Raw genomic sequence first — 23,714 nt, 5'->3', positions numbered from 1 at the left:
ATGTATACAAATTATCTTAATTATTATACAAAAGCCTGATATCAATGATGAAATGGTTTTATCATTTAATTATTGGGTTCATCCTGTTTAAGCTTGAACGCATTGATTATAATATACCTTTATCCAGTCATTAATTAAAAGTGTAAAACTACGATACACTTAAGATTGCCAGAAAAAACAGTATTTAGCAAGTCGTTAACAAATATCTATAAATAATAAAAACTATGAAAAATAAAATAGGAATACTACTTTTAATGCTACTTATACTAACAAATAGTAGCTTTGCTCAACGAAGTGAAAGTAACGCACCAGAGGCTAAAGCCGCTCAAATCGAGGCTACGGTAGATAGAATGGGGAACTTCTTTTGGGATATTCCAATTCTAGAAAAAGCCTTTATAAGTAACGAACCATCAGATAGAAAAGATGGAATACCTGTAGGTGAATTAGGCATCGATGGTGGTAACAAAGCGATGATTCTAAAGCTCGCCCAAGAAATCGCTGACACTATACATGGTAAATTCGATAGCTTTCTTATTTCACATAAAGGGAAGCTGATATTTGAATCCTATTACGCACGTGGTCGTGTCAATCTGCCACATCCACAGGCGTCTGCAACTAAAGCTTACACCAGTTTCTTACTTGGCCGAGCTATTCAGTTGGGTTATTTGTCTATTGCGGATTTAGACAAACCGTTGATCAGCTTTCTCAAAGACCTTGACCCGACAAAATTAGTTGCTGGTGCAGAAAAAATCACCCTGCACAGAGCGCTGACTATGAGTTCTGGCATCCGTATCAGTGAAGAACAGAGAGAAGAACTCAATAAAAATCCTAGCCAGTTAAAAGGACAGGGAAAAGTTCAAGCTTTACTCGAACATAGTGCACAGATCACAGAAGAATCCCAAAGTTTCAAATATGGAGGTGGTCCAGATTTGGTGATGCAAGTTATTGAAGCCGTCGTTCCTGGTGGTGCCAAAGACTTTATTAAAAATGAATTTCTAGGCAAATTGGGCATCACGAATTATGGCTGGCACATTAATGATGTTACAGGCTTGCCAGAATCAGGTTGGAAACTTAGCATAACATCGCGTGCTATGGTGAAGTTAGGACAGTTGGCTATCAATAAAGGCAAATGGAATGGCGAACAACTAGTGCCAGCAAACTTTGTGAATAAAGCTATTCATAGAATTGTTCTCGATAGCGATGATGAAAATTTCTCTGACAATGGCAATATCTCTAATACCGGTTACGGCTATTTCTGGTGGCAGGCAGACATGAAAGCCGGCAATAAGAACTATTTCAGTACATCTGCTCGAGGTGGTGGTGGTCAGTATATCATTCTGATCGAAGAGCTTGATTTGATGGTTGTGACCACTGCTCATAATGGTCGTGATGAAAATACACTGCAAATAGTGGCAGATAGAATTTTACCCGCTTTTAGTAAGTAGTAGTAACAAGCATTCTAGAAATCTAAACAATGAAAAAAATACATTTTATTTTAACACTTGTATTTGTACTATTATTATATGCTTGCGGTACTAAAAAACAGAAAGTAAACGATTCTGATTTCCCAAGCTTAGCGAATCCCTTTTATGGGCAAAAACCACCAGGTTCGATTCCTGAAATTTTTGCTCCTCGTGTTGTTACGACAGAGAACGGTGAACTAAATGCTGACTTTTCACCAGATTTAAAAGAGTTCTATTTCCGCAAATATGATGAGGGATTAGAAAACGATGCCTTGGTTGCCCTTCAATACAAAGATAATCTGTGGACCGAAACTTTTGTGGTACCCAGAGGCGAGATTTCTCCTGACGGTCAGATACTGTACATAGGAAACGAATATAGGGAGCAAACCCATTCTGGCTGGTCAGAGGTGAAAAGTCTTGGCGCACCGTTTGATTCTATTCCCATTATGCGCCTTACAGCTTCATCTAAGGGGACTTATTATTTTGATGATGTGTCATCCTTTGCTGAAAAGCCACCTATAGTACATATTCGTTATTCACGATTAATAGACGGCAAACATGAAAAACCGAGAACATTGAGCGTTGATACGGGAACAAATTTGAAATTCCACCCATTCATCGCTCCAGATGAGTCCTACATCATATTTGATAGTAAACTAGAAAACGGCAATGCTGATTTATATATTAGTTTTCGTCAAAAAGATGGTTCATGGGGAGCTGCAATTAAGTTAGGCAATAAGATAAATACAGAACTTTCAGATGTTTATGGCAGCGTGACATCAGATGGGAAATACTTTTTCTTTACACGGACGCTTAGTAATGGTAAGAAAAATACAATGTGGGTAGATGCTGGGTTTATTGAGGCACTCAGACCAAAATAGGTTATTCAAGATCATATTACCCCGTGGATGATTTGACTTGGATACAATAATTAATAAAGAGTTTTCTTCGCTTCCAATCGGATTTGACCAAAATATAAATTTCAAACACAAAAAAGAAAATATGAAAACAACGAAATTATTAATATTGTCATGTGTTTTATCGCTAAACACTGTATTTGCTCAAAAAAATAAGGTAAACGACCCTGATTTTCCACCTTTGGAAAATCGCTATCTCGGACAAAAACCACCAGGTTTAATTCCAGAAGTTTTTGCTCCTGATATTGTTTCGACTGAAGCATATCTTGAAACTGTTGTTACGTTTTTACCCGATATGAGCGAACTCTCATTCACTAGGTCTGGTGGTGACTATAAAGAACCTAAATTGTTTGTGATGTACTACAATAATAATAATAATAATAATAATAATAATAATAATAATAATAGATGGAGTAGGAAATCTATTTCGTCAACCGATATCAATAAATATGAGGAACGATTCAACCCTAGTGTATCAGAGATAAAAAGCCTTGAACCTTTCGAAGATATTCCCATCGTAGGTTTCTCGGTCTCATCTAAAGGGACCTATTATTTTTATGTTTTAAATTTCAATGATGGTGGCAGTGGGTATATGAGTTATTCACGCCTTATAAACGGCAAATATGAAAAGCCTCAAAAAATGAGCGAGGCGATTAACACAGGAAAATATATTGCCCATCCTTTCATTGCTCCAGATGAATCCTATTTAATATGGGATGCTGAGAAAGAGGGAGAAAGCACTCCTGATATCTATATTAGTTTTCGACAGAAAGATGATTCATGGGGAACAGCAATTAACATGGGAGATAAGATTAACACACCACGCTATGAACAACGTGCCAGAGTTACACCCGATGGAAAATATTTATTTTTTTGGAAGGGAGATGTAAAGACAAGAGAAGATGGCAGTAGATATGCGATAGGAAGTCCTTATTGGGTAGATGCGAAGATTATTGAAACACTCAGGCCCAAAGAATAAGCCATAAAACCCCAGACCCTTTTAAAGCCACTTCGCTTTTATGTCTTTGTATTTTGTTCTTCCGATAGGAATAAGAGTCGCATTTTTAAGCTCGGCCATATATTTGCTCCCGGGTTTTATTATAATTCCCTTTACTTCAGATATCTTTACTAAGTATGATTTATGAATACGATCAAAAGTATGCGATAACAGTTGTTCTAATTTTTCGAGTGATTTGTCATGCAGTTCTTTTTTTCCATTCGCTAGAAAGAGTTCTGTATAGACACCAGCTCCTTTTATGTAAAGTACATCTTCAATAGGTATGAGTAGTATCCTACCTCTTTTTTTAATTGCTAAAAGTTTTATCTTATTGTTTTCTGTTTTTTCTTTTTTAATTGCCCGATTAAAAGCTTGCTGCAGCCTATCTCTGTTAAAAGGCTTAGGTACAAAATCCAAAACACCATATTCAAAAGCAGTAATTGCCTGATTTTTATTGGCAGAAATAACTATCGTGTGAAACGATTCAGAAACCACTGTAGTGAGCATGTCAAAACCATTATCACCGTTTAGATTCAAATCTAAGAGCACAATATCCAATGCGTTATTTTCAATGTACCGCAATGCCTCTTGGAGCGTATTTATATGTTTTAATGATTTTAAGGCATTGCCAAAAATATCACGAGTCATTCGTTCAATTCTTTTGGCGATTCTTGATTCATCTTCAACGATTAATATGTTCATATTCCTTAGGTATATATTTTCACAGTGTTTTTCCAACCGTGATTTGTTGGTTCAGAGGTGAATTCCCATTGGGAATGATAACTTTCTGTCAATCTAGCCTTTATGTATTTTAGCCCTGTGCCTTCTTCTCTATTACTTGTTACTTCTCTCACAGCTCTAGCAAACGTTAAAAAGGTATAACACTTGTAATCATTATTAGATTCAAATATCAGCTTAAACTTAATACTGTTATCTTCCAGAGGTAAGCTATGCGTAATTCCGTTTTCCAAAAGCGTATGAAGAATTCCTGGAGGTATTTCTTGCTCAAGGTCTATGCCTTCTTCTTCCCAAGAATAGTTGATTTCTTTCCTGTACTCCATAATTTCAAGATGAGTACGACAAAGTACTATTTCTTGAGCAATAGGGATCAATGTTTGATTTTCTATCTGATTAAATAGATCAAATTCTTTGGCCAACGCTTCTATGAACAAAACTCCTTTTTTTGGAGATTCTTCCACCCAATCTATCAATGAGGTCAGAGTATTCATTAGAAAGTGAGGTTGAATATTCTTTTTTAGTAACTCCAGGCGTAGTCGTGAGGATTGAACTAAAGAATTTTCATAAGCCAGCCGTTGTTCTTTAATTCTAAGAGAAAGCAAATAAAACATGCCAAGAAGGATTAGACTGAAACCCGCGAAAAGGCTTTTGTTAAATGGTGTGACAAAACCAATAGGCACTGATAGTAGGACTGTTAATAGTACTAGTCGAGCACCTTTCAACTTTTTATAAACTCCAAACACCACAATCCCAAATGAAAACAACCACATGCTGAAGGCCATATTATTGGCTGTCAATTCGAAGACATGTTTAGATAGAAAAATATACAATAGAACGCCTGCATAAATGGTCAGCAGCAATTTTCGTTTAGGAAAAGGGAACTGCTTGGAAAAATAGAGGGGAATTAAAAAGGAAATACCAAGCATAAGAATGCCAATGATTCGCAAGCGTATAATATGCATGCTATAATGGATGGGCATATAGGCTTTACTGAACTCTGCCAATATCAAGACAAAAAAGAGAAAACAGCTAACACTGAAAATCAGTGTAGCATACTCCTTTTTGTTACTTAAAAACAGAAACAGAAAATAGAAAGAGGCGATTAAAAAAGCTCCTGCAAAGAGATGCATATAGGAAGATTCGATCAGCCGGTCGGTTAATATATCATCATAGTAATCTATTTTCAGTTCATCAATTCCTGCATGATCCGGGAAATAATAAAGACTTGACCGTATGGACAATAGATGCTCCCCCTCTGCTGTTAGATGAATAGGAATGCTAAAAGTGGCCCACATTTTACCTTCAGGCGGTAGTACCCCTTCCTGACCTGGATTCCCATTTTTCCCAATCAATACCCCATCCCAAAAAACCTCATACTCTCCATAGACATGTAACTGAAGACCATATAGATGTAATGACTCAGGGGCCTTTAAAATTTCAATTTTAGTTCTGGACCAGAAAACTTGACCGTCTGGCACTAATATTATGCGTTTTTCCCAGTCCATGTCATTCCAGTCTTTCCCGGCCCACTCTTGTTGATCTCCAACTTGAAATACAGTCTGGTACTTTTTGTAAACAGGTCTTTGAGAACAAGAAGACACAAGTAACATAGTGCATACTAAAAGTAAGTATAGTAAAGATCTTAAGTTCATTTTGACGCGATTTTTCTGACGCAAGCTAATCATTCCCCGATGGTTTCTTTGAGTAGTTCATTAGGTTATAGAGCAGTTGGCAAAATTTACATTGAATTCATGAGAGAAAAATACAACTTTTACAAGATTGAAAATTATCAAAAACACATTGAAAACAATGAAAAAATCACATTTTATTATAATACTCGTATTCGCACTATTTTTAAATGGGTGCAGAAGTATTAAAAAACCGTATTCAAAAGATAATGATTTTCCAACCTTAGAAGAGCGCTATCTTGGGCAAAAGCCACCTGGCTTAATACCCGAATTATTTGCTCCGGACTTAATTCAAACAGAACATAGAGAAGCAGCAGCTGCCTTTACACCCGATTTAAAAGAGTTCTACTTCCGCAGAAGGGGTGGGGAGTATAAAAATAATACGTTAGTTGTTATTCAATACAAAGATAATCGATGGATTGAGTCTGTTGTGCCACCCTATGCAGGAGAACCATTTATTTCTACTGACGGCAAGATTCTGTATTTGGGCAGTAAATTTAGAGAACGAACCATCTCTGGTTGGTCAGATGTAAAAAGTCTTGGCACTCCATTCAATGACATCCATATCATGCGGCTTACGGCTTCATCAAAAGGAACTTACTACTTTGATGAGGCAACTAGAACGGGCTTGGGTACACTCCGATATTCACAACGAATAGGCGGAAAACGTGAAACACCTAAAGCCTTACCCAAGGAAATTAACACGGGAAAATGGAACGCCCACCCCTTTATTGCACCAGATGAATCCTATTTAATATGGGATGGTGAAAGAGAAGACGGTTATGGGAATTCTGATTTGTATATTAGTTTTCGACAGAAAGGTGGTTCATGGAGCGCTGCAATAAACTTAGGAGAAAAGATAAACACAGAATTCGAAGATGCATTTGGCAGTGTGACACCCGATGGAAAATATTTTTTGTTTCATAGATCTAGATCTCTTGGCGATGGTAACCAAGCAGATATATTCTGGGTAGATGCACAATTCATTGAGAATCTCAGACCGAAGTAATAAACCATATAATAATAATAATAATAATAATAAGAAAATATGAAAATATGAAAATATGAAAATAACGAAATTAATAATATTGATATTTACTATATCGCTTAACACGGTCTATGCTCAAGAAAATAGTGCAAACGATGCTAGCCCTCCAACCTTAGAAGATCGTTATTTTGGAGAAAAGCCACCGCGCTTAATTCCTAAAGTGTTTGCTCCTAACATTGTTTCTCCAGAGGGGCTTTTTGAAGGAGGTAGGCTTTCTCCAGATAAGAAAAGTTATTATTTCACTAGAAAAAATGGGAAATATAAAGAACGCACATTTTTTGTTATTCGCTATGAAAATGGGAGTTGGGGAAACGAATCTGAAACCGAACTAAAATGGCCCAGATTCTCTAAGGCTGGAGATACTTTATACGGTGGAAATAAATATAGAATTCGAACCGACACTGGTTGGTCAGAATATAAAAGTCTTGGACCACCTTTTTCAGATAAGCATATCATGGGGATATCGTTTTCAGACAAAGGAACTTCTTACTTTGATGAATTTGGCTTTGATCAATTTAAAAAACCTGATACAATTGGGGCTATCAGTTATTCACGGATTATAGACGGCAAATATGAACCTCGTCAAAAAATGGGCAAGGAGATTAACACCGGAACATGGATTGCCCACCCTCACATTGCACCGGATGAATCTTATTTGATATGGGATGTTAGAAGAGAGGATGGATATGGTGGTTCTGATCTCTACGTTAGTTTTCAAGCGAAGGATGGGTCATGGCTACCAGCAATTAACATGGGAGCTCAAATAAACACAGAACTCTCGGAAAGTAGCGGACATGTGACGGATGATGGAAAATATCTATTTTTTTCGAGGGGAGCGTGGGAGGTTAAAGAAGATGGAAGTGAAAATTGGGTTGGAAAACCATACTGGGTGGATGCTCAGATTATTGAGAATCTCAGACCCAAATAGTAAGCATACGAGAACATCATCTCTGGGGAATTAATTGGTTATTAACCAAACGTAGACCATATGATCTTGAATGAAACTATTATAAAAGAAGACTTCAATTAAAAAATTTATAAATATGAAAACAGTATCTCAATTCTCTTAATCATAGTTCTTTTTCAATCTTGTGAAGAAGAATCGAAGATTGATAATACCTTTGATTTAATTAAAAGGCAGAAACTGGTCTCCCAACTCAGGTTTACATAGAGGGTGATTCAACATGGTCTATTGAAGAACGTATGAAACACTATGGTATTATGGGTATTAGTATTGCTGTAATTCATATTTAAAAATTGCATGGATTAAGGGATCAGTTTTTAATAACCACAGCGCCCTTCGCTTTACTTGGTGGTTTAATTTTAAGAAGGCTAGAAACTGTTGGAGTGACATCTAAAGCACTTATGACTCCTATATTTTTTTGTGAAACTTTAGGTCCAAAAGCATAAAATATGGCGTGCATATTTCTATCGCCTCCTAGATTACCATGTACACCAAGTCCAGTCTCGTTCATGAAACCAGAACTTAAAAATCGCTGTATATTTTCGTTTAAATGTGCATAGGCGTCCTTATTAAAGGAATTAGGAATAGTAACTGGTATTCCAGAAACAAGTTTGGAAGAAAGAGACCAGCCAATTCTAGCACTTACAAAAATGTCTCCTGACCTATTTGAATGGTTCAACTGTAAGTTTTCTAACTCTGAAGTTTCGAGAACAACTGAAAAAATAGGCGAACCCGTCAGTGGATCTTTCAGCTCCTTACAAGCTTTTGAAATTTTTGCAATATATTTGGGAAGCTCACTTTTTGGAACAGTACCATTTTCTTGTCTTCCTTTTACATTTACATAAATATGTGCTGCGGGTCCTGAACTGTACGCTCTTGCTTCGATTGAATCTCCCGTGATGGATATTCCATTTTCTTCCAAAAGTCTATTGATGAGCACTACTGAATGGATAGGAGCGACACCATGATCCGAAACTATAATAAAATTCACGCTCTTGGGAGCAGCTTGCATGAGTTCATTGAGTAGATTGTCTATTGTTTGATAAGCCCATACCACATAATTATCGTATCGTTTTCGTCTTTCACCTTTTTCCATGTTGTAATCTAACTGCCTCGAATCTTTTAATAGAAATCGATGCTGTACATCATCAATAAGCGTAAAGTATCCACTCAGCAAGTCCCAATTGTTCTCGTTTATATTCGCCAATAATAAATTTTGATAATATTTTACTAAACGTTCGGCTTGGTCAAACCACATTTGTTCGGTCATCAAACCTTTATTGAGCTTCATATTATCCTGCTCGCATGGCCACATTCCGACTTCATTTTCCATTTTTTCTTTAAATGTATCTGGGCTAGAAGGGTTGAAACCGATTGCTCCAAAATAAACTTTAGATTCGGCAGTTACAGAATTTAAATCCATGAGATAAGACCAACTCAAAACTTTTTGTCCATTTACATCAAATGAAATTTCTGACCATTCATTGGCTTTCAATTTTCCTGCATGACCATTCTCTAGATTTTCGTCAAAGTCAACTATAACTGTATCGTAGTTAATAATATCATCAAAGGTACTATCTGCAATAAAACAGAAAACGGGAACATCACCCCCTTTGAATAATTTAAAAGCGGCAGTTGTTTGTGAACTAAGTTTTCCTATACGCTCAAATTTAGAGGAACCATTAGTCATGATTATTTCGCCCAGAAACATTGATTTCACAACAGAATTGGCCAATTTTTTCCCATATCCAAAAGTTCTGGTTCCCATTCGGTCAGAAGAAGAATTGTCTTGACCAACAGCATTTATATTTGTAACATTTTTACCTTGTCGCATTACGGCACTCCACAACGTTTCGGTTTCTATCGGAGCTAAAAAACCAGAAGTTCCTCTAGGTGATTTTATTTCTTCTCCCGGCAATAATATATTGTTACCTACAATTCCATGAACGTTGGGTTGCACACCAGTAAATAAAGAAATATGCGAAACTGCCGTTGCACTAATGCTAACTGGGATCATACTTTCTGCGTAAGTGCCTTTTTTTCTGATAGTAGAAAATGCACCGTTTTTTTGCAAAAGATTTCTGTCGAGTAAATCATCTAGAATCCAATCTGCCGCACCATCGATTGATATTAGTACAACTTTAGAATCTTCGGTTTTTTCTTGACCAAAGGAAGTGACACAGCTAAATATTAATAAAAAGGAACATGTAAGTGTAGGGAGAATTTTAAGGTTCATCTGATGTATTTTTATTGCTAAGGTCGAACCAGAATCTCTTTACATACCTATCATTTAAGTTCTTATTTATATCTTTTTGCTATTCATTCTGTATTCTAAAGGGGATATTCCCGATAGCCTTTGAAAAAAACGAGATAAGTTATTGGGTTCACTAAAATTTAAGTCCAAAGAAATTTCAGATATCGTTTTGGTCGTGAAAAGTAGTTCGTTTTTTATCTCCAGTATTAATCTTTGTTGAATCAATTCCTTTGAAGTGACTCCAAATTGTTTTTTCACTAGGATGTTCAATTTGTTGCGTTCAATATTTAAAAGGTTAGTGTAATCGCTAACCAAATGAAGATTTCTAATATTTTCTTCCAAGATGTTTTTAAAGGAATAAGCAATAGAGTCTGCAAAAGAGGATAACTGAATATCATAAAAATCTGCATATTGACGATTTAGTTTTGTTAGAACAAAATATAAGAGTGAACGGATAATATGACGACTATCTTCCCTAAAACTTTCAATTTCTTTAGTTATCAATTCTAAACTGTAGGTAATGGTATTATATTCATCTTTATCCATTTCGAAGAATTGTGGTAATACAGCATTGTAAAAAAAGTGTAGTTTGTAGACAAATAGTTTATCTGAAAAGAAATTTGCCAGAAAATCATCTTTGAATACTAAATGATATCCCTGAGCAGATGATATAGCATTTGTTTTCTTTTGATTTGGTGAATTGCAAAGAATGGTATATGGTTTTAAAGAAGTATCGAAACCATTAATGTTAATATGCCCTTTACTGTTTTTTAGGAACATAATTTCGAAAAAATCTGTAGTATGCACTTTAGGTTCAAAATAATTTGCAGACCGACCTTTCAACGAATGCAAATCCATTGTTAGTTCATGTCCATATTTCTTTTCATCAAATTTAAACTTGCGCATTATATTAAATTTTACTGAATTCCGTTTTTACTCTGCTGTTTTGTCTGACTCAATCATTAATTCCGTCCACTTTCATAATCGGGCGAACTTCCATTCTCCATTTTCCGTCCTCAAATCTTGGGTCAGATTTTGCAATTTCAATCGCTTCTTTTAAATCCTTTGCTAAAATGTGGTAATAACCTGAAATAACCTCTTTGGTTTCGTTAAATGGTCCGTCTGTAAAACTACCATTTTCAAAGGATAAAATACTGCCTTGCATTTCCAAAGGTTGGGCAGCTTTCATTTTTCCTTGGCCAACCATTCTTTTTATAAATCCTCCAACTTTTTGAACGTGTTCTTGTTGTTGTTCTGGCGAAAGGTTCGCTACTGGATTTCCTTCGCTTCTAATAAATAACATAAATTCATTCATAATTGATATTTTAAGTGATTGTTTTTTATTTCCATAATGTTAAAATTATTGCTGAAGTTATCAGCATTGATAGCGTATGGAAAATATCTAAAATTAGTATTCCTAAAGGTAGTTTTGCAAATTTGTAATGGGGAATACTATCTGGTAAAGTAACTCCAAACCAAATTAAGGTGGCTAAACCTATTGCAGAAACTATATTATTTGTGTTAGTCCATAACAATATAAATGCCATCATAAAAGACATAAAGAAAGCAGTTAGTAAAGCTATTAGATGAGGCTTTTTCCCCATCGCTTTTATCTGTTCAGGATTGGTGTTTAATAATTTCATCCATTTGGTGCCAAATAGAAAAGGCGAATACCATAAAAAACCAATAAATTGAATAACGAATGCTGTGACAATTACAGCTATATAATTGATTTGTTCCATAATTATTTAATTTATTCCTTCGACTTTTTTAATTGGACGAATTACAATTTCCCAACCCTCTTCCTCGAACCTTGGGTCTGCTTTTGCAATGTTTATCGCTTCTTCCATATTTACAGCTAAAATATGATAATATCCAGCGATAACTTTTTTGTCCTTGTTTAGTTGAGTTTCACTAAAATTACCTTTGTTACTTGATATTTTAGTTCCTTCCATTTCTAAAGGTTGCGCGTCTTTTAGTTTTCCTGTTCTCGCTAAATTTTCAATGTAAGCACCAACTTTTTGAATATGTAATTTTTGCTTTTCGGATGTTAGGTCGGTAATTCGATTGCCATCTGAATAGACATAAAACATAAATTCTTGTTGAACTTCTTCTTTGCTGTCAGTTTGAGAATAGCTGTTTGAAATAGTCATAAAGACTATCAAGATGATAAAAATTTTCTTCATAATTTGTTTTAATTAATAGATTATACCCTTATAACAATTGAGTTTATTAAATAGGGACAACTTCTATTAATTTTTTTTGAAGCAATTTTATATCTCGTTTATTTTTGGTCAAGGAAATAGCAGTTTTATAGCTATTTTGAGCTTTTTCCGTTTCGTTTTCCAATTTGTAGAGTTCGGCTAAAGTTGAATGAAAAAGATGGTTTTTGTCAATTTCGGTTTGTTTTTCAAGATTTTCCAATTCCGATATTGCTTTTCTGTTTCCTTTTACTTTTGAAAGTGCAACAATTCTATTCAGTCGTATTATTGGTGTGTCTTCTAACTCAATTAGGCTGTCGTAAAGCGATAAAATCTCTTCCCAATCCGTTATTTCATAGCGTGTTGCAATACAATGATTGGCTGAAATAGTTGCCAAAATTAGATAAATAGAAACTTGGTTTTCGCCAATAGCTTCATTTAGATAGTTAATGCCCTTATTGATTAATTCTTGATTCCAATTTTTTCGGTCTTGTTTGTCCATTTCGATAATGGAATTGGTCGAATTCATTCGTGAATCAAATCTTGAAGCGTTTAAATACATCAGTGCCAAAAGAGCGTAGCAATCAGGTTTTTTTTCAAGAATTTCGCTGTTTACCAATATTTCGCATAACCGAATTGCCTCAAGACACAAGTCGTATCTTATAAGTTCATTTTTTTGGGTTGGACTATAACCTTCATTAAAAAGCAAGAAAATCGTTTTTAAAACAATCGGAAGATTTTCATTTAGGTTGTTCGGAAGTTTAAAACTCACATTGTTAATTCGCAATTGCTTTCGACCTCTTACCAAACGTTTGTTAATAGTTTCGTTAGATGCGAAAAAAGCATTTGCTATTTCCGAAATACTAAAACCACAAAGGATTTTTAAAATCAAACAAATTTTTGAATTTTCAGAGATTTTTGGGTGGCAACAAACGAACATCATTTTTAACTGCTCGTCAGAAATCAGTTCTTTGGAAATTTCCAAATTTTCTAATTGTTCCGAATTTTGTTCAATTGTTTGGTCATTGAATTCCGATTGCTGTTTATTTCGTTTTAGGATGTTGAGTGTTAGGTTTTTTGCAGTTGTATACAACCAAGCCTGTGGGTTCTTTGGTATTCCGTTGTGTTGCCAATAATCAACTGCTTTCAGTAAAGTTTCCTGTACAATATCTTCCGCAGTTTGGACATTCGCTGTTCCGATATATTTTGTAATAACAGAAACCATTTTTCCGTATTCATTTCTAAAAAAATGTTCGGTCAATTCTCTACTATGTTTCTTGTTACTTACTTTCATTTTTTAAATTACTTACAAGGTTAAGTTTAAAAAACGTAGTACCATTAACAAGTACCATCGTTACGGTTTATAACGAATACTAAAAATAATATTTTGCTTTTATTTTTCATTTGAATGCCAAATTTTATTTTTAACCATTGTTGTATGTAGTGCTTTTCCTTTTTCTTGATTTAACTGTTTTCAGGTAACGCTAAAAACATTTCTTTTTTAGTTTTCATCCAGTTTTGCATATCTTCAGAACTTTGAGATTTCATATTCTCTTTCATTTCGTTCATAACTCGAATATGTTCTTTGTCGCCTTTTTGAAACATTTCCATTCCGTGTTTTTTACTTTTTTCAATCATTTCTTCAAAAGTGTTAGCGTGAAACTCCTTTTCGCAAGGTCCGCCTAATTGTTTACAAGTCATTGTTTTCATAATTATATAATTAAAAGGTTAATTTATATGCTCTAACTTATCAGATAGATCAATTTACAACTAATTTCTAGATACTGCCTATGTTGCTTTTCTATTAAAATCCAACGCTTTATCAATCCAATATTCCAAGTCCTTATCCAAATCAAATCCATTCGGAATTATGAAAACATACCCTTTCATTGGTCTGCCTGTAAAGTCCATTGGTAAACAAACATCTTTTTTTATTTCTGTTTCGTATGCTTCTGTTCCAATTTTCACCATTAACAGGCTGTCTCCATATTTCTTATCTATATGGATTCCACAACACATTTTCTCGTTAACCATAAAAATCAATCCTCCTATCATTTTTTTGTCGGAAAACTGGACTTTCTTTAATTTTAGTATTTGTCGGATTCTATCGCCTAAATGTTCATCATATGCCATTATCAAAAGGTATTAATTTTCGGTATAGGATTTTAGTCCTCCAAGAAACTCCTTGATTCCTTTGTCAGATTGTTTACGCATTATAAGAGTGTCAAGAACCTTACCTAAAAAACCAAATTTAACTTGATAATTCATTATTTGTTTGACCTTCACCATATTTTCTTTTTGTTCAAAAGTATAGGAATGGTTTAAGTTTTTAACTGGAAATGAACAATCTGTCAATTCATAAGTCAATGCTTCATTCTCTTTTGAAACCGTACATTTTTCCTCAAACCAGTTTTTACCGTCTTTCATTGTTACTTTTCGAGAAGCTCCAATTCCTTTTGTTGTTTGTGACAGCACCGTACATTTTTTAACTGTGGGGTCATATTTATCCAATTCTCCGACATTTGTAAGTGCCTCCCAAATTTTATTAATTGGTGCATTAATTGTTATTTCGTTTTGTATTGTTGCCATAATATCTATATTTAATTTCTGTAAAAAGGGACTTTTTCAAGATGACTTAAGCCATTTCTTTTCTAAATTCTTCAGCATCATAATAAATTTTGATGCTCTGTATTTTTCCGTCTTTTATTTCATACCATTCACTCATATCGAGTTGAACGGTTTTACCGGAAGGCATTGCAATGTCCATAATAACTTGAGTGATTACAAAATTTCCGGCTTCTAAAACCTGTTTCATTTCGTTTCCTATTATCATTGGCATAAAGCTTTCATTTAATTTTGCGAACGCTTCCAAACCTTTTACTTCGTCAACAGGTCCTTTAAACATTACATTTTTTGCTACTGCTTCTTTCCAAGAATCAGTTCCTGATATCAAACCTTGTCCGAAGGCTTGATATACTTCCATTGGTGTTTTTCCCATTACTTTTTATTTTACAAACCGCAAATTTAACTTGCAATTCCGAAGCGAAGTTACAATTTAACTTTGATAATACAAGTTAAATGAAATTTTTATTTATCTTTGTCTTATGAAAACACGCTCACATTGTCCGATTAATTATACGCTTGAACACTTTGGCGATAAATGGTCTTTGTTAATTATTAGAGATTTGATGTTTAAAGAAAAAAGACACTACAACGAATTTTTGGAATCGGACGAAAAAGTCTCAACAAGCGTTCTTGGTGATAGATTGAAAATGTTGGAACAAAACGAAATCATTACGAAAGGTGAGGATGAGGTAAAAAAATCACGTTTTAAATACAGTCTTACAAAAAAGGGAATTGGTATGCTACCTATTCTAATTGATATGATTGTTTGGGGTGGGTTTTATGATGATAAAACGGAAGCAGGAAAAGTCTTTATAGCACAAGCAACTAAAAGCAGGGAACATTTAATTTCTTCAATCCAACAGAAGTTGGAAAAAGAACATTTATCTAATTAGATGATTTTCTTTGTCAAATCTTGACTTTGATTTCTGGTTAGTTAAGTCCATACTTTAAATTACTGTTAAGGTTGTATCACATTTAACATTGTTGTCTTTGCCTAATCTGTTTCTAACTTTCAATTTTACGTTTTCGTCGGATTCTTTCTAAAGATATAAAAAAAAAGAATTGTAAATATTAGATAAACCACAGTAAGCGAAATAACTATTTCTGAATGTGACTGGATGCTAGAAACAACTTTGAATAAGGCAATTGCACCAACTCCAAAATGCATTAGATTTCCAACGACAATAGGTCTATTATAAATCCCTCCTATTAGCGTTCCTTTTAGCATCCAGTTTAGCATTCCAAATCCCAAGTATAATGAACTCATAAGCATAAAAAAAAGTATTGTAATACTATTAGGTTCAACAGATAGATAGTCGGCTATTTCATTTGGTAAAAAGGAAAGTACGCCTCCAATTACCCCCATAAACAAGGCACTTGTGGACATTACTATTTTTGTATTCATAATTTTCTTTATTAAACCGCTAGTTGTTCATTTAAGTCTTTTAGTTGAGCTATTAGTTTATCTAATTGTGCCTGTTGCTTTTTTATGGTTTTTGGTCTAAAATAAAACGCATTTATAGCGATCCAAAAAAGAACGATGCCATAGGTGAAAATAGCCCAAGGCAATGTCATTCTAACTACATATTCATACATATAAAGACCTAGTCCTAATGAAAGTAAAATGAAATACCCATTTAATAGGGTTGTTTGTTGAAATCGTTGCTTTTCTTTTAGAATTAGCAATTGTTTTAACTGTGCTTTCGCATCTAACTCAAGTTGATTACCAAATAGGAATGGCCTCAATGTATTGTGGAAAGCCAGGTATACAATCATGGCTATAATGCACAGAAGAATTCCAATTTTTGTGCTTAAAAATGTAGGTTGATAATAAAACCAAACAAAACTGATGATCATACAAGTGGCGAGTAATACAAAGTTGGCTACAATTAGTTTAAAGCGTGTTTTTGTTTTAAATTGATTGGCTTTTTTTATTAGTTCATCTAGTGCTGGAGTTTCAATTTTTTGTTTATTCCAGTACTGTTTAAAGTCTATGTTATCTTTCATATTGCTGGAATTTTTTGGTTAATTTTTCTTTTATCCGATGTATTCTTACTCTAACATTAGTTTCTGAAAGGCCAACTATTTTTGCTATTTCCCTTTGTTTCAATTCTTCCAGTTCCAATGATATGATGATACGTTCAATTTCAGGCAGTTGTGAAATACATTTGTATAAAAATTGTACTTGAGGTTCGCTGTTGAATTCAGTCTCTTCAAATATTTCCCTTGGAAATTCTGATTTAGGCATCTTTTTATCTTTCCTAATTTGACGTAAGCAGGAATTCACTGCAATTCTAAATATCCAAGTACCAATGGAAGATTCTTCTCGAAATTTAGGAAGTTGTTGCCATACTTTTATAAAGGTTTCTTGAGCGATATCTTTAGCTACGTCAGGATCATTCATATACCCCATGCACTGCCGATATACTTTTGGCCAATATTCGTTGTGAATTTCTTCAAATGTCATTATAAAATCCAAGCTTTTAAAGAATCAATAAACTGATCTTGTTGGTCAATAAAAACATTATGAGAACAATTATCCATATACTTAAAATTATGTTTTGAAATAATATTTTTGAGCTTCATAATTTGCTCTTCCGAATATAGACCATCTTCAGTCCCGTAAAGCCCAAAAACTTGAGTTTTATTTTTCAGTACGTCATTCAAGTCTTGTGTTAAATCTATTGAAGTATAATTTTCATTTTCCCAAAAACCTTTTGGTGCTTGAAAGGTCATTGTCGCACCTTTAGCCACAAATAGAGGATTTGTTTTTAATTTTGTGTAAATGACCAAGGCTTCTTTTGAGGGAGCTTTTGGTGTGTAAAGACCATTTTGCATGGCGTGTCCAAAACTATATGAGCTATATTCTAAAGAATATTTATCCATTTTTTCAAGCATTCCAATGTACATTAAATTGATGCTATCTTTTTTATTTTCGTAGATACTTTTGGAACTTTTTATAATGGTAGAAAATGTTTCTTGTAAAGATAATGGTGCTGCGACCAGAACTAATGATTTTATTTTTTCTGGGTACTTCTCCGTGTATAATGTTCCGATTACGCCTCCAAAACTATGCCCGATTAAGGTTGCGTTATCCAGGTTGTATTTTTTATAGATGGCATCTAAATCATCATATGTTTCTTGAAACGTAAATTTTGCATTTTGATCTGGAGATCGACCTTCACCACGTCTGTCATAAACAATGACATAAAATCCGTTTTCACTAAGCCTCTTAGCCGTTGAAATTTCAAAACCTATTGAATTGTATCCTGGACCACCATGAAGATAAATTAGTGGTTCATTAGTTGGGTCACCAAATGCTTTTGAATATATTGATTGAGAATCAGCAATAATTGTTGTTAATATAAATGCGACTAATATTATTGTTTTTTTCATCATATACCTTATGTTTTCATTTAGATACAAAAAATGTAAAAATGTTACAAAATATTTTTGTTAACGTTTAGTGTAAGAGTGGCAGTAGAATAGAACGCACTTATATTTCGAATAAAAACATATTCAATAGTAAGCTAAAACGGTTTGAGTAAGCTCCCAAACCGCGATTGCTTTTTTACTTACCAAAGCACAGGCTTCATGAGTTCACTCTCATATTCCTGTCAAATGAATATTTTCCACTTCCAATAATTGTTAATGCTATCGCTATTCCAATCCATAAGATGAAGTATTCATAGCCTTCTCCAGCTTGATTACCAAACCAGTTCATAAAGAACCCGTTTTCAAAGTGAGAGGTAAATGTAATTCCAAGTGCTAATAGAATATAAGAGAAAGCAACAATTCTTGTCGCAAAACCTGCTAATAATACTATTGCACCAATTGATTCAAGTATGATTACTAAAAATCCGATAATCCAAGGTAATCCAACCGTTTCAGTAAAGAATTCCATTGTTCCTAAAAATCCATAGCCTCCGAACCAACCAAAAAGTTTTTGAGCTCCGTGTGGAAAAACGACTATTGCAAGTGCAGTCCTCAATATAAATCCTATGTATGAATCGTCTGTTTTAAATATTTTGTTTTTCATAATTTTTGGTTTTAATAATTGTAGTAAAATTTTTCACAGATGATTTGACCGTCTTTCCATTTTTGAACAGAAACTTGAGTGTAGTTTCTTTCTCCCCAATCTATATGAGTGTAGTCATAATACCATTCAACCATTGAGACACCCTCGCCAACACTAACCTTTAAAGGTTTTGCACCTCGAAATTCTACGATTGAGGAAAAAAATTCCTGTTCCCGCTCTCTATTGTTTTCTTTTCCGAGAGTTGGTGGATTATCGTTTTCTTGCATTGAAACGTCTTGATGGTAATACTTCTCAAAAGCGTCCATGGCTTTTCCTTGAAGCACTAAATCGTTCAGGTCGCTAATTTTTTCTAATAAACTTGTCATAACTTATATGTTTAAATTAATAATACAAAGTTCTATGACTTGTTAGCGAATAAAAATAAGGAAGGTTATAAAATAAGGTTAATCTATATTACTATTGTTCAGCAATAATTTGACCTCGAATTTTACTTAAAAATTCTTTTGTGATTCCTAGATACGAAGCAATCAGATACTGTGGAACTCTTTGTTCGATTTGCGGATAAGTTTTTTTGAATTCTATATATCTTTCTTTTGCAGGAAGACTGAAATTTCTAACAATGCGTTTTTCGGATGCCACAAAAGCCTTTTGTATGATAATTCTAAAGAATCGTTCAAGTTTTGGGATTTCTTGATATAACAATTCCATTTTGTCGCTAGAGAATTGAATGACTTCAGTGTCTTCGATACATTGTACATTATAATCAGCTGGTTTTTGTGTCAAAAAACTACCAAGGTCGGCAGTCCACCAATTTTCAATGGCAAATAGTACAACGTGTTCTTGTCCCTCGTTGTCAACGTAAAATGTTTTGAGACAACCTTTGATGACAAAACTTTCAAAACGGCAAATGTCGCCTTGTTGAACGATGTATTGTCCTTTTAAATATTTTCGATGGATCGTATTCTCCAATAATAGATTATTTTCGATCTGTGTTAAATTTACATAACGATTGATGTATTCTATAAGTCGTTTATTGTTCAATGTCGGTTGTTTTTTTGTAGAATCTTATGTTTTCATTTGAAAACAAGTAAGGTTAAAATTTTTCAAATTAATTTTAGCTCACATTCATTTCAGTTTTCGGTAATTGTTAGCTGAAGATGATTGTTAATTATTTAGTATGCTAATTATTTCATTCAAGGCAATTTTAGCTTCTTTCATAACGGGTAGTATAGGCCAAATATGTGGCATATTCATTCCCACAATAATTTCATGATTAACTTTTGCTTTGACAAGTTTTTGAATTGCTAATTTTTGATCCGGATAAGTAATATCATTTTCTGCAAGAAAAAGTATTGTTCTAGGGAAATTTTCGAAACTTCCGTATAATGGTGAAATCATTGGGTTTTTCAAATCATTATTCTCGACACACATTATTTTCGCACTCAAAACACCATTTTTAGACATCATGGGGTCAATGTAATCTACTTTTTCAATTTCAGGGTTAGACATGCTTGCATCCATAACAGGTGATATGAGAATTATTTTACTCGGTATTTCAATATTCTTTTTAATTAGGCGTTGCATTAAGCTTGTAACTAGAGTTCCACCTGCAGAATCTCCGATAAAAGAAATTTGATTTGGTACATAGGTTTTTAATGCTATTTCGTAGACCGAATCTATATTTTCTGATATAAGTGTTATTTTATTTTCAGGTGCTTTGGGATAATTGCACATCCAAATCTTATAATTTGTTTGCTCAGCGACTCCTTTAATAGTATCCCAATGGTGTTGTCCTGGACCAGAAATAAACGCACCTCCGTGAATGAATATCAAAAGTTTAAAGGAATTTTCATCTATCCCTATTTCAGTAATTGAGGTATCTGAAACTTTAAAGTTCCGCAATCGATTATGTTTAAAAAATTTACCTTTCGGATGATGTACATCTTGTTTTCTAATTTTTTTATAGTTAATCGGGTCTTTACTAAAATCACTTTTAAGTCCCTTTAGTTTAATAACCAATAAAGTAATATAGTAGGATAGGCTTTGTTTCATTTTTAGTTTTTTTTAACTAAACATAGTTAAGGTTATAAGCCGGTTTGTATTTGAAGAGTAGCGATAAAAAAAAGGCGTTAACTATTCGGATGAAACACAAGCCATATTTGAAAATTTAGCTACTTTTCAAAAATGTTAAAACCTTTGTGTTAGCAAATACTTCCGCTATTTTTATATAGGTTGTTTTTCGTTCGGCTTTCTCAACGCTGTTTTTTTACTCCGCTCAAGGTTTAGTCAGTTTATATTGGCTCCCACAATTCAATTTTATTGTTGTCTTTGTCTAAAATATGCACGAATTTTCCATAATCGTAAGTTGCGATGCTATCAAGCACAGTCACTCCGTTCTTTTTTAATTTTTCCACAAGTCCTTCGATATTTTGAACTTGGTAGTTAATCATAAATTCCTTTTTAGAAGGTAAAAAATATTCATCTCCTTTTTTAAATGCTTTCCATTGAAGAGAATTTACAACATCAGGATTGTCCATATCCCTGCTTTCAAAATTCGATGAACCCCAATCGTTAGTTTCTATTCCTAAATTCTCTGCATACCATTTCTGCGTATCGTCTGGATTGTCAGAATAGAAGAAAATTCCTCCTATTCCAGTTACTTTTGGCGTATTATCGGTTTTTGAGGCTGGCTTTTCTGTTTCATCTTTTTTGTTTGTCATATCGTTAGTTTTTTTAGTTTTCGAGTTGCAACTTAAGAGTAAAATTACAATCAAAAAAGTTAGAATTATTTTGTTCATATCGCTAATTTAATTTTATTCAATATTTTTATGGTCGTTGTCTGATCAATATCTGCTAACTTGTTTTAGGCATTAAACTTGGTAAATGAACTTCAGATAAGAAGAACCCTGTTGCTTCTTAAATAGACTAACATCAAGCTGCTAATTTATACGGTAATGGTTATTAGATATTGTTTATTTCGGATTCTATATTCACCCATTTTACTTTCCAATTCTTTTCAAGATGTTCTCCAGTTGTGAAAAAAAGAAATTTGTTGTCAGGTGTTACATATGGGTTTCCTTGTCCTTTATTATTAATTTTAGTATTCAGTTTTTTAGTATTCATCCATCCACCTTTTCCGTCATTATAGCTAATCATTAAGTCCAGTTCGTTTCCAATCGAAGCAAATATTAGGTAATCTCCTTTTGGTGAGACATAGGGTGTACATTTTTCTAATTTTGAACGCATTGATATTAACGTCTTTTCGGCATTTTCAAACCTACCATTCACATTTTTTGATTGATAAATATCCATTTCACTATAGTCTAAATTACTTGTGTGGAAATATAGGACTCCCGAAGCAGTAATCGTAGGATGAGAAACTAACTTGTCTCTCAAATTTTGAATATCAATAAAAACTGGTTCATTCCATTTTCCGTTAACCTTGTCCGATTTCCAGATGTGCCAAGTTTGAAGAACTCCACTAACATGAACAGGTCTTGTTGAACTGAAGTAAAGCGTATTTCCATTTGGCGAAAAACTCATTCCGTGTTCGCTATATGTACTGCTAAAGAAAGCTTTTTTTGGTTCAGTCCAATTTTCTTTATTTCTCTTTATAACGAAAACTTCAAATTTCTCAAAGTTTTTATCAGAAATGGTATAATAATATTCTTGTAAGTCAGGACTAAATATTCCTTTATGAATAAGTTTGTTATGAGGAATTAAATTTTGCTTAAACGCAATCGGTATATTGTTTGGGATTTTTTCGTTTAAAAATTGCATTTTAGTATTTTCTGTCTCATTTTTACAACTCAAAAAGATAATTGTAAGCAGTAAGATAATTTTATATTTATTCATTATATAAGTAATGCTGACTGTATTTTATATCGCACTTGGTATGTAAAAAAGTTACTAACTTTTCAGTTTGGCACAAGTCAAATTTTTAATTTCCCCCTTATTAGTTTAAAAATTTAGTTTTCATTCAAATATACCGTAATTACGTTTAAACATCTAATAAGCTATATATGGTGTTAACCACCTTTATTTTTATTAAGAGCCAGAATAATAGCTATAATCATATTCAGTTTTAAATTGCGAACTGAATAAAAACTCTTCTTTAGATGGGAATTTCATTAATTTTAACTGAAAGTTTCCTTTTATCAAAAACTCATCATCATTTATTTCTTCTATTGATTCTATGTAGAATTTATTTTTTTCGTCAGGCATTACAACTAAATCGGTACCAAAAGTTGATAAAAATATGTCTTTATCTATATTTGGATATTTCTCAATTATATTAGTATAAACGTTCATAGTTATTGCATCATTACAATAAAAAGTACCCTCTTTATTGTTTTCAATATAATCCTGATCACTTTCAAATCCTTTTATGTTATATATGCCCAATTGTAATTTAGGAGGTAGAGTTTTTTTTGTGCAATTAAATTTAATTATAAAATTCTTTTTCCCAAAAACATCTTTAGTAAATTCAATTTTCAATTCATTAATTAATCCTGATACTGTACTACCTCCACCACTAAAATCACAATAAGTTTCTTTTATTTCTTTGCCATTTATTTGAGTTTTCAGATAGGTTTTTGATTCATTATTATGATCTTGTTTATCTGTGTTTTCAATAAGTACTTCATTCCCTTTTGAAGTTTTAGAATTGTTTTTACAAGAAGAGGTTGTTAGAATTAATAATAATAATAATAATAGGTTTTTCATTTTTCGTTTGTTTTTAATTGTGTAACGGTTAGTTTATGAAAAGTAGGCGATTTTG

General features: G+C 33.4%; 29 protein-coding genes. 6 read left to right on the top strand and 23 right to left on the bottom strand.

Annotated features, from left to right (window positions below; all coding sequences use genetic code 11):
• The first annotated feature begins 224 nt into the window (after nucleotides 1–224).
• From D3P13_RS17485 to D3P13_RS17475, 3 genes are all read left to right on the top strand, one after another.
• Nucleotides 225–1,445, top strand: a complete 1,221-nt coding sequence (locus D3P13_RS17485) for a serine hydrolase domain-containing protein (RefSeq protein WP_117884171.1) — start codon at nucleotides 225–227, stop codon at nucleotides 1,443–1,445.
• Between the two features lie 29 nt (nucleotides 1,446–1,474).
• The gene (locus D3P13_RS17480) at nucleotides 1,475–2,344 is read left to right on the top strand and encodes a PD40 domain-containing protein (RefSeq protein WP_117884170.1); all 870 of its coding nucleotides are present in this window, start codon (nucleotides 1,475–1,477) and stop codon (nucleotides 2,342–2,344) included.
• Between the two features lie 121 nt (nucleotides 2,345–2,465).
• On the top strand, nucleotides 2,466–3,359 hold the full coding sequence (locus D3P13_RS17475; RefSeq protein ID WP_117884256.1) for a TolB-like translocation protein: 894 nt from the start codon (nucleotides 2,466–2,468) through the stop codon (nucleotides 3,357–3,359).
• 21 nt (nucleotides 3,360–3,380) lie between these two features.
• On the opposite strand, the gene D3P13_RS17470 is transcribed toward D3P13_RS17475, so the two are convergent.
• Together D3P13_RS17470 and D3P13_RS17465 are read right to left on the bottom strand one after the other, a co-directional pair.
• Nucleotides 3,381–4,079 (bottom strand): LytR/AlgR family response regulator transcription factor, encoded by a 699-nt coding sequence (locus tag D3P13_RS17470; RefSeq protein ID WP_117884169.1) that lies wholly within the window; start codon nucleotides 4,077–4,079, stop codon nucleotides 3,381–3,383.
• 5 nt (nucleotides 4,080–4,084) lie between these two features.
• A complete protein-coding gene (locus D3P13_RS17465) occupies nucleotides 4,085–5,767 on the bottom strand; it encodes a histidine kinase (protein WP_157972951.1) in 1,683 nt (560 codons plus the stop codon).
• Between the two features lie 157 nt (nucleotides 5,768–5,924).
• Here D3P13_RS17465 and D3P13_RS17460 point away from each other — a divergent pair, with 157 nt between their 5' ends.
• Nucleotides 5,925–6,812 carry a TolB-like translocation protein gene (locus tag D3P13_RS17460; RefSeq protein ID WP_117884167.1) on the top strand — a complete coding sequence of 296 codons (888 nt, stop codon included), beginning with the start codon at nucleotides 5,925–5,927 and terminating at the stop codon, nucleotides 6,810–6,812.
• A 55-nt stretch (nucleotides 6,813–6,867) separates the two neighbouring features.
• On the top strand, nucleotides 6,868–7,779 hold the full coding sequence (locus tag D3P13_RS17455; protein WP_117884166.1) for a hypothetical protein: 912 nt from the start codon (nucleotides 6,868–6,870) through the stop codon (nucleotides 7,777–7,779).
• A 346-nt stretch (nucleotides 7,780–8,125) separates the two neighbouring features.
• Here D3P13_RS17455 and D3P13_RS17450 read toward each other — a convergent pair whose 3' ends face one another.
• The 10 genes from D3P13_RS17450 to D3P13_RS17405 all read right to left on the bottom strand — a co-directional run bounded on the left by D3P13_RS17450 (nucleotide 8,126) and on the right by D3P13_RS17405 (nucleotide 15,268).
• Complete coding sequence (locus D3P13_RS17450) at nucleotides 8,126–10,051, bottom strand: alkaline phosphatase family protein (protein WP_117884165.1); 1,926 nt, start codon at nucleotides 10,049–10,051, stop codon at nucleotides 8,126–8,128.
• Nucleotides 10,052–10,117: 66 nt separating this feature from the next.
• Nucleotides 10,118–10,975 (bottom strand): helix-turn-helix domain-containing protein, encoded by an 858-nt coding sequence (locus D3P13_RS17445; protein WP_117884164.1) that lies wholly within the window; start codon nucleotides 10,973–10,975, stop codon nucleotides 10,118–10,120.
• A gap of 49 nt (nucleotides 10,976–11,024) precedes the next feature.
• Nucleotides 11,025–11,384 (bottom strand): YciI family protein, encoded by a 360-nt coding sequence (locus D3P13_RS17440; RefSeq protein ID WP_117884163.1) that lies wholly within the window; start codon nucleotides 11,382–11,384, stop codon nucleotides 11,025–11,027.
• 25 nt (nucleotides 11,385–11,409) lie between these two features.
• Nucleotides 11,410–11,811, bottom strand: a complete 402-nt coding sequence (locus tag D3P13_RS17435; protein WP_117884162.1) for a DUF1761 domain-containing protein — start codon at nucleotides 11,809–11,811, stop codon at nucleotides 11,410–11,412.
• 6 nt (nucleotides 11,812–11,817) lie between these two features.
• Nucleotides 11,818–12,222, bottom strand: coding sequence for a YciI family protein (locus D3P13_RS17430; RefSeq protein ID WP_232829230.1), 405 nt, complete (start codon nucleotides 12,220–12,222; stop codon nucleotides 11,818–11,820).
• Between the two features lie 79 nt (nucleotides 12,223–12,301).
• A complete protein-coding gene (locus D3P13_RS17425; protein ID WP_117884160.1) occupies nucleotides 12,302–13,564 on the bottom strand; it encodes an RNA polymerase sigma factor in 1,263 nt (420 codons plus the stop codon).
• Nucleotides 13,565–13,734: 170 nt separating this feature from the next.
• Nucleotides 13,735–13,980 (bottom strand): DUF1059 domain-containing protein, encoded by a 246-nt coding sequence (locus D3P13_RS17420; protein WP_117884159.1) that lies wholly within the window; start codon nucleotides 13,978–13,980, stop codon nucleotides 13,735–13,737.
• A 78-nt stretch (nucleotides 13,981–14,058) separates the two neighbouring features.
• Nucleotides 14,059–14,403 (bottom strand): TfoX/Sxy family protein, encoded by a 345-nt coding sequence (locus tag D3P13_RS17415; RefSeq protein WP_117884158.1) that lies wholly within the window; start codon nucleotides 14,401–14,403, stop codon nucleotides 14,059–14,061.
• A gap of 12 nt (nucleotides 14,404–14,415) precedes the next feature.
• Nucleotides 14,416–14,859: an SRPBCC family protein gene (locus tag D3P13_RS17410; protein ID WP_117884157.1), complete on the bottom strand. Its 444-nt coding sequence runs from the start codon at nucleotides 14,857–14,859 to the stop codon at nucleotides 14,416–14,418.
• A gap of 46 nt (nucleotides 14,860–14,905) precedes the next feature.
• On the bottom strand, nucleotides 14,906–15,268 hold the full coding sequence (locus tag D3P13_RS17405) for a nuclear transport factor 2 family protein (protein WP_117884156.1): 363 nt from the start codon (nucleotides 15,266–15,268) through the stop codon (nucleotides 14,906–14,908).
• 106 nt (nucleotides 15,269–15,374) lie between these two features.
• On the opposite strand from D3P13_RS17405, the gene D3P13_RS17400 reads away from it, so the two are divergent.
• Nucleotides 15,375–15,788, top strand: a complete 414-nt coding sequence (locus D3P13_RS17400) for a winged helix-turn-helix transcriptional regulator (RefSeq protein WP_117884155.1) — start codon at nucleotides 15,375–15,377, stop codon at nucleotides 15,786–15,788.
• 125 nt (nucleotides 15,789–15,913) lie between these two features.
• On the opposite strand, the gene D3P13_RS17395 is transcribed toward D3P13_RS17400, so the two are convergent.
• From D3P13_RS17395 to D3P13_RS17345, 11 genes are all read right to left on the bottom strand, one after another.
• Nucleotides 15,914–16,300 carry a hypothetical protein gene (locus D3P13_RS17395; RefSeq protein ID WP_117884154.1) on the bottom strand — a complete coding sequence of 129 codons (387 nt, stop codon included), beginning with the start codon at nucleotides 16,298–16,300 and terminating at the stop codon, nucleotides 15,914–15,916.
• An 11-nt stretch (nucleotides 16,301–16,311) separates the two neighbouring features.
• Complete coding sequence (locus tag D3P13_RS17390; RefSeq protein ID WP_117884153.1) at nucleotides 16,312–16,902, bottom strand: hypothetical protein; 591 nt, start codon at nucleotides 16,900–16,902, stop codon at nucleotides 16,312–16,314.
• On the bottom strand, nucleotides 16,892–17,362 hold the full coding sequence (locus D3P13_RS17385; protein WP_117884152.1) for an RNA polymerase sigma factor: 471 nt from the start codon (nucleotides 17,360–17,362) through the stop codon (nucleotides 16,892–16,894). The genes D3P13_RS17390 and D3P13_RS17385 overlap by 11 nt, the downstream gene beginning before the upstream one ends.
• Nucleotides 17,362–18,294, bottom strand: a complete 933-nt coding sequence (locus D3P13_RS17380) for an alpha/beta hydrolase (protein WP_232829229.1) — start codon at nucleotides 18,292–18,294, stop codon at nucleotides 17,362–17,364. Before D3P13_RS17380 ends, D3P13_RS17385 begins: the two co-directional genes overlap by 1 nt.
• A gap of 193 nt (nucleotides 18,295–18,487) precedes the next feature.
• Nucleotides 18,488–18,934: a DoxX family protein gene (locus D3P13_RS17375; RefSeq protein WP_117884150.1), complete on the bottom strand. Its 447-nt coding sequence runs from the start codon at nucleotides 18,932–18,934 to the stop codon at nucleotides 18,488–18,490.
• Nucleotides 18,935–18,945: 11 nt separating this feature from the next.
• The gene (locus tag D3P13_RS17370) at nucleotides 18,946–19,299 is read right to left on the bottom strand and encodes a SnoaL-like domain-containing protein (RefSeq protein ID WP_117884149.1); all 354 of its coding nucleotides are present in this window, start codon (nucleotides 19,297–19,299) and stop codon (nucleotides 18,946–18,948) included.
• Nucleotides 19,300–19,390: 91 nt separating this feature from the next.
• A complete protein-coding gene (locus tag D3P13_RS17365) occupies nucleotides 19,391–19,903 on the bottom strand; it encodes a Crp/Fnr family transcriptional regulator (protein WP_232829228.1) in 513 nt (170 codons plus the stop codon).
• A 195-nt stretch (nucleotides 19,904–20,098) separates the two neighbouring features.
• The gene (locus tag D3P13_RS17360) at nucleotides 20,099–20,986 is read right to left on the bottom strand and encodes an alpha/beta hydrolase fold domain-containing protein (RefSeq protein WP_117884147.1); all 888 of its coding nucleotides are present in this window, start codon (nucleotides 20,984–20,986) and stop codon (nucleotides 20,099–20,101) included.
• A 239-nt stretch (nucleotides 20,987–21,225) separates the two neighbouring features.
• Nucleotides 21,226–21,654, bottom strand: a complete 429-nt coding sequence (locus D3P13_RS17355) for a VOC family protein (RefSeq protein WP_117884146.1) — start codon at nucleotides 21,652–21,654, stop codon at nucleotides 21,226–21,228.
• Between the two features lie 241 nt (nucleotides 21,655–21,895).
• Nucleotides 21,896–22,714, bottom strand: coding sequence for a TolB-like translocation protein (locus D3P13_RS17350; RefSeq protein ID WP_157972950.1), 819 nt, complete (start codon nucleotides 22,712–22,714; stop codon nucleotides 21,896–21,898).
• Nucleotides 22,715–22,981: 267 nt separating this feature from the next.
• Nucleotides 22,982–23,659: a hypothetical protein gene (locus tag D3P13_RS17345; RefSeq protein WP_117884144.1), complete on the bottom strand. Its 678-nt coding sequence runs from the start codon at nucleotides 23,657–23,659 to the stop codon at nucleotides 22,982–22,984.
• Between the last annotated feature and the right edge of the window lie 55 nt (nucleotides 23,660–23,714).

Source organism: Aureibaculum luteum, from assembly GCF_003449015.1.
Lineage (GTDB): Bacteria > Bacteroidota > Bacteroidia > Flavobacteriales > Flavobacteriaceae > Aureibaculum > Aureibaculum luteum.
Note: the sequence above shows the minus strand (reverse complement) of the source record. Positions and strands in the feature narration are given on the sequence as shown.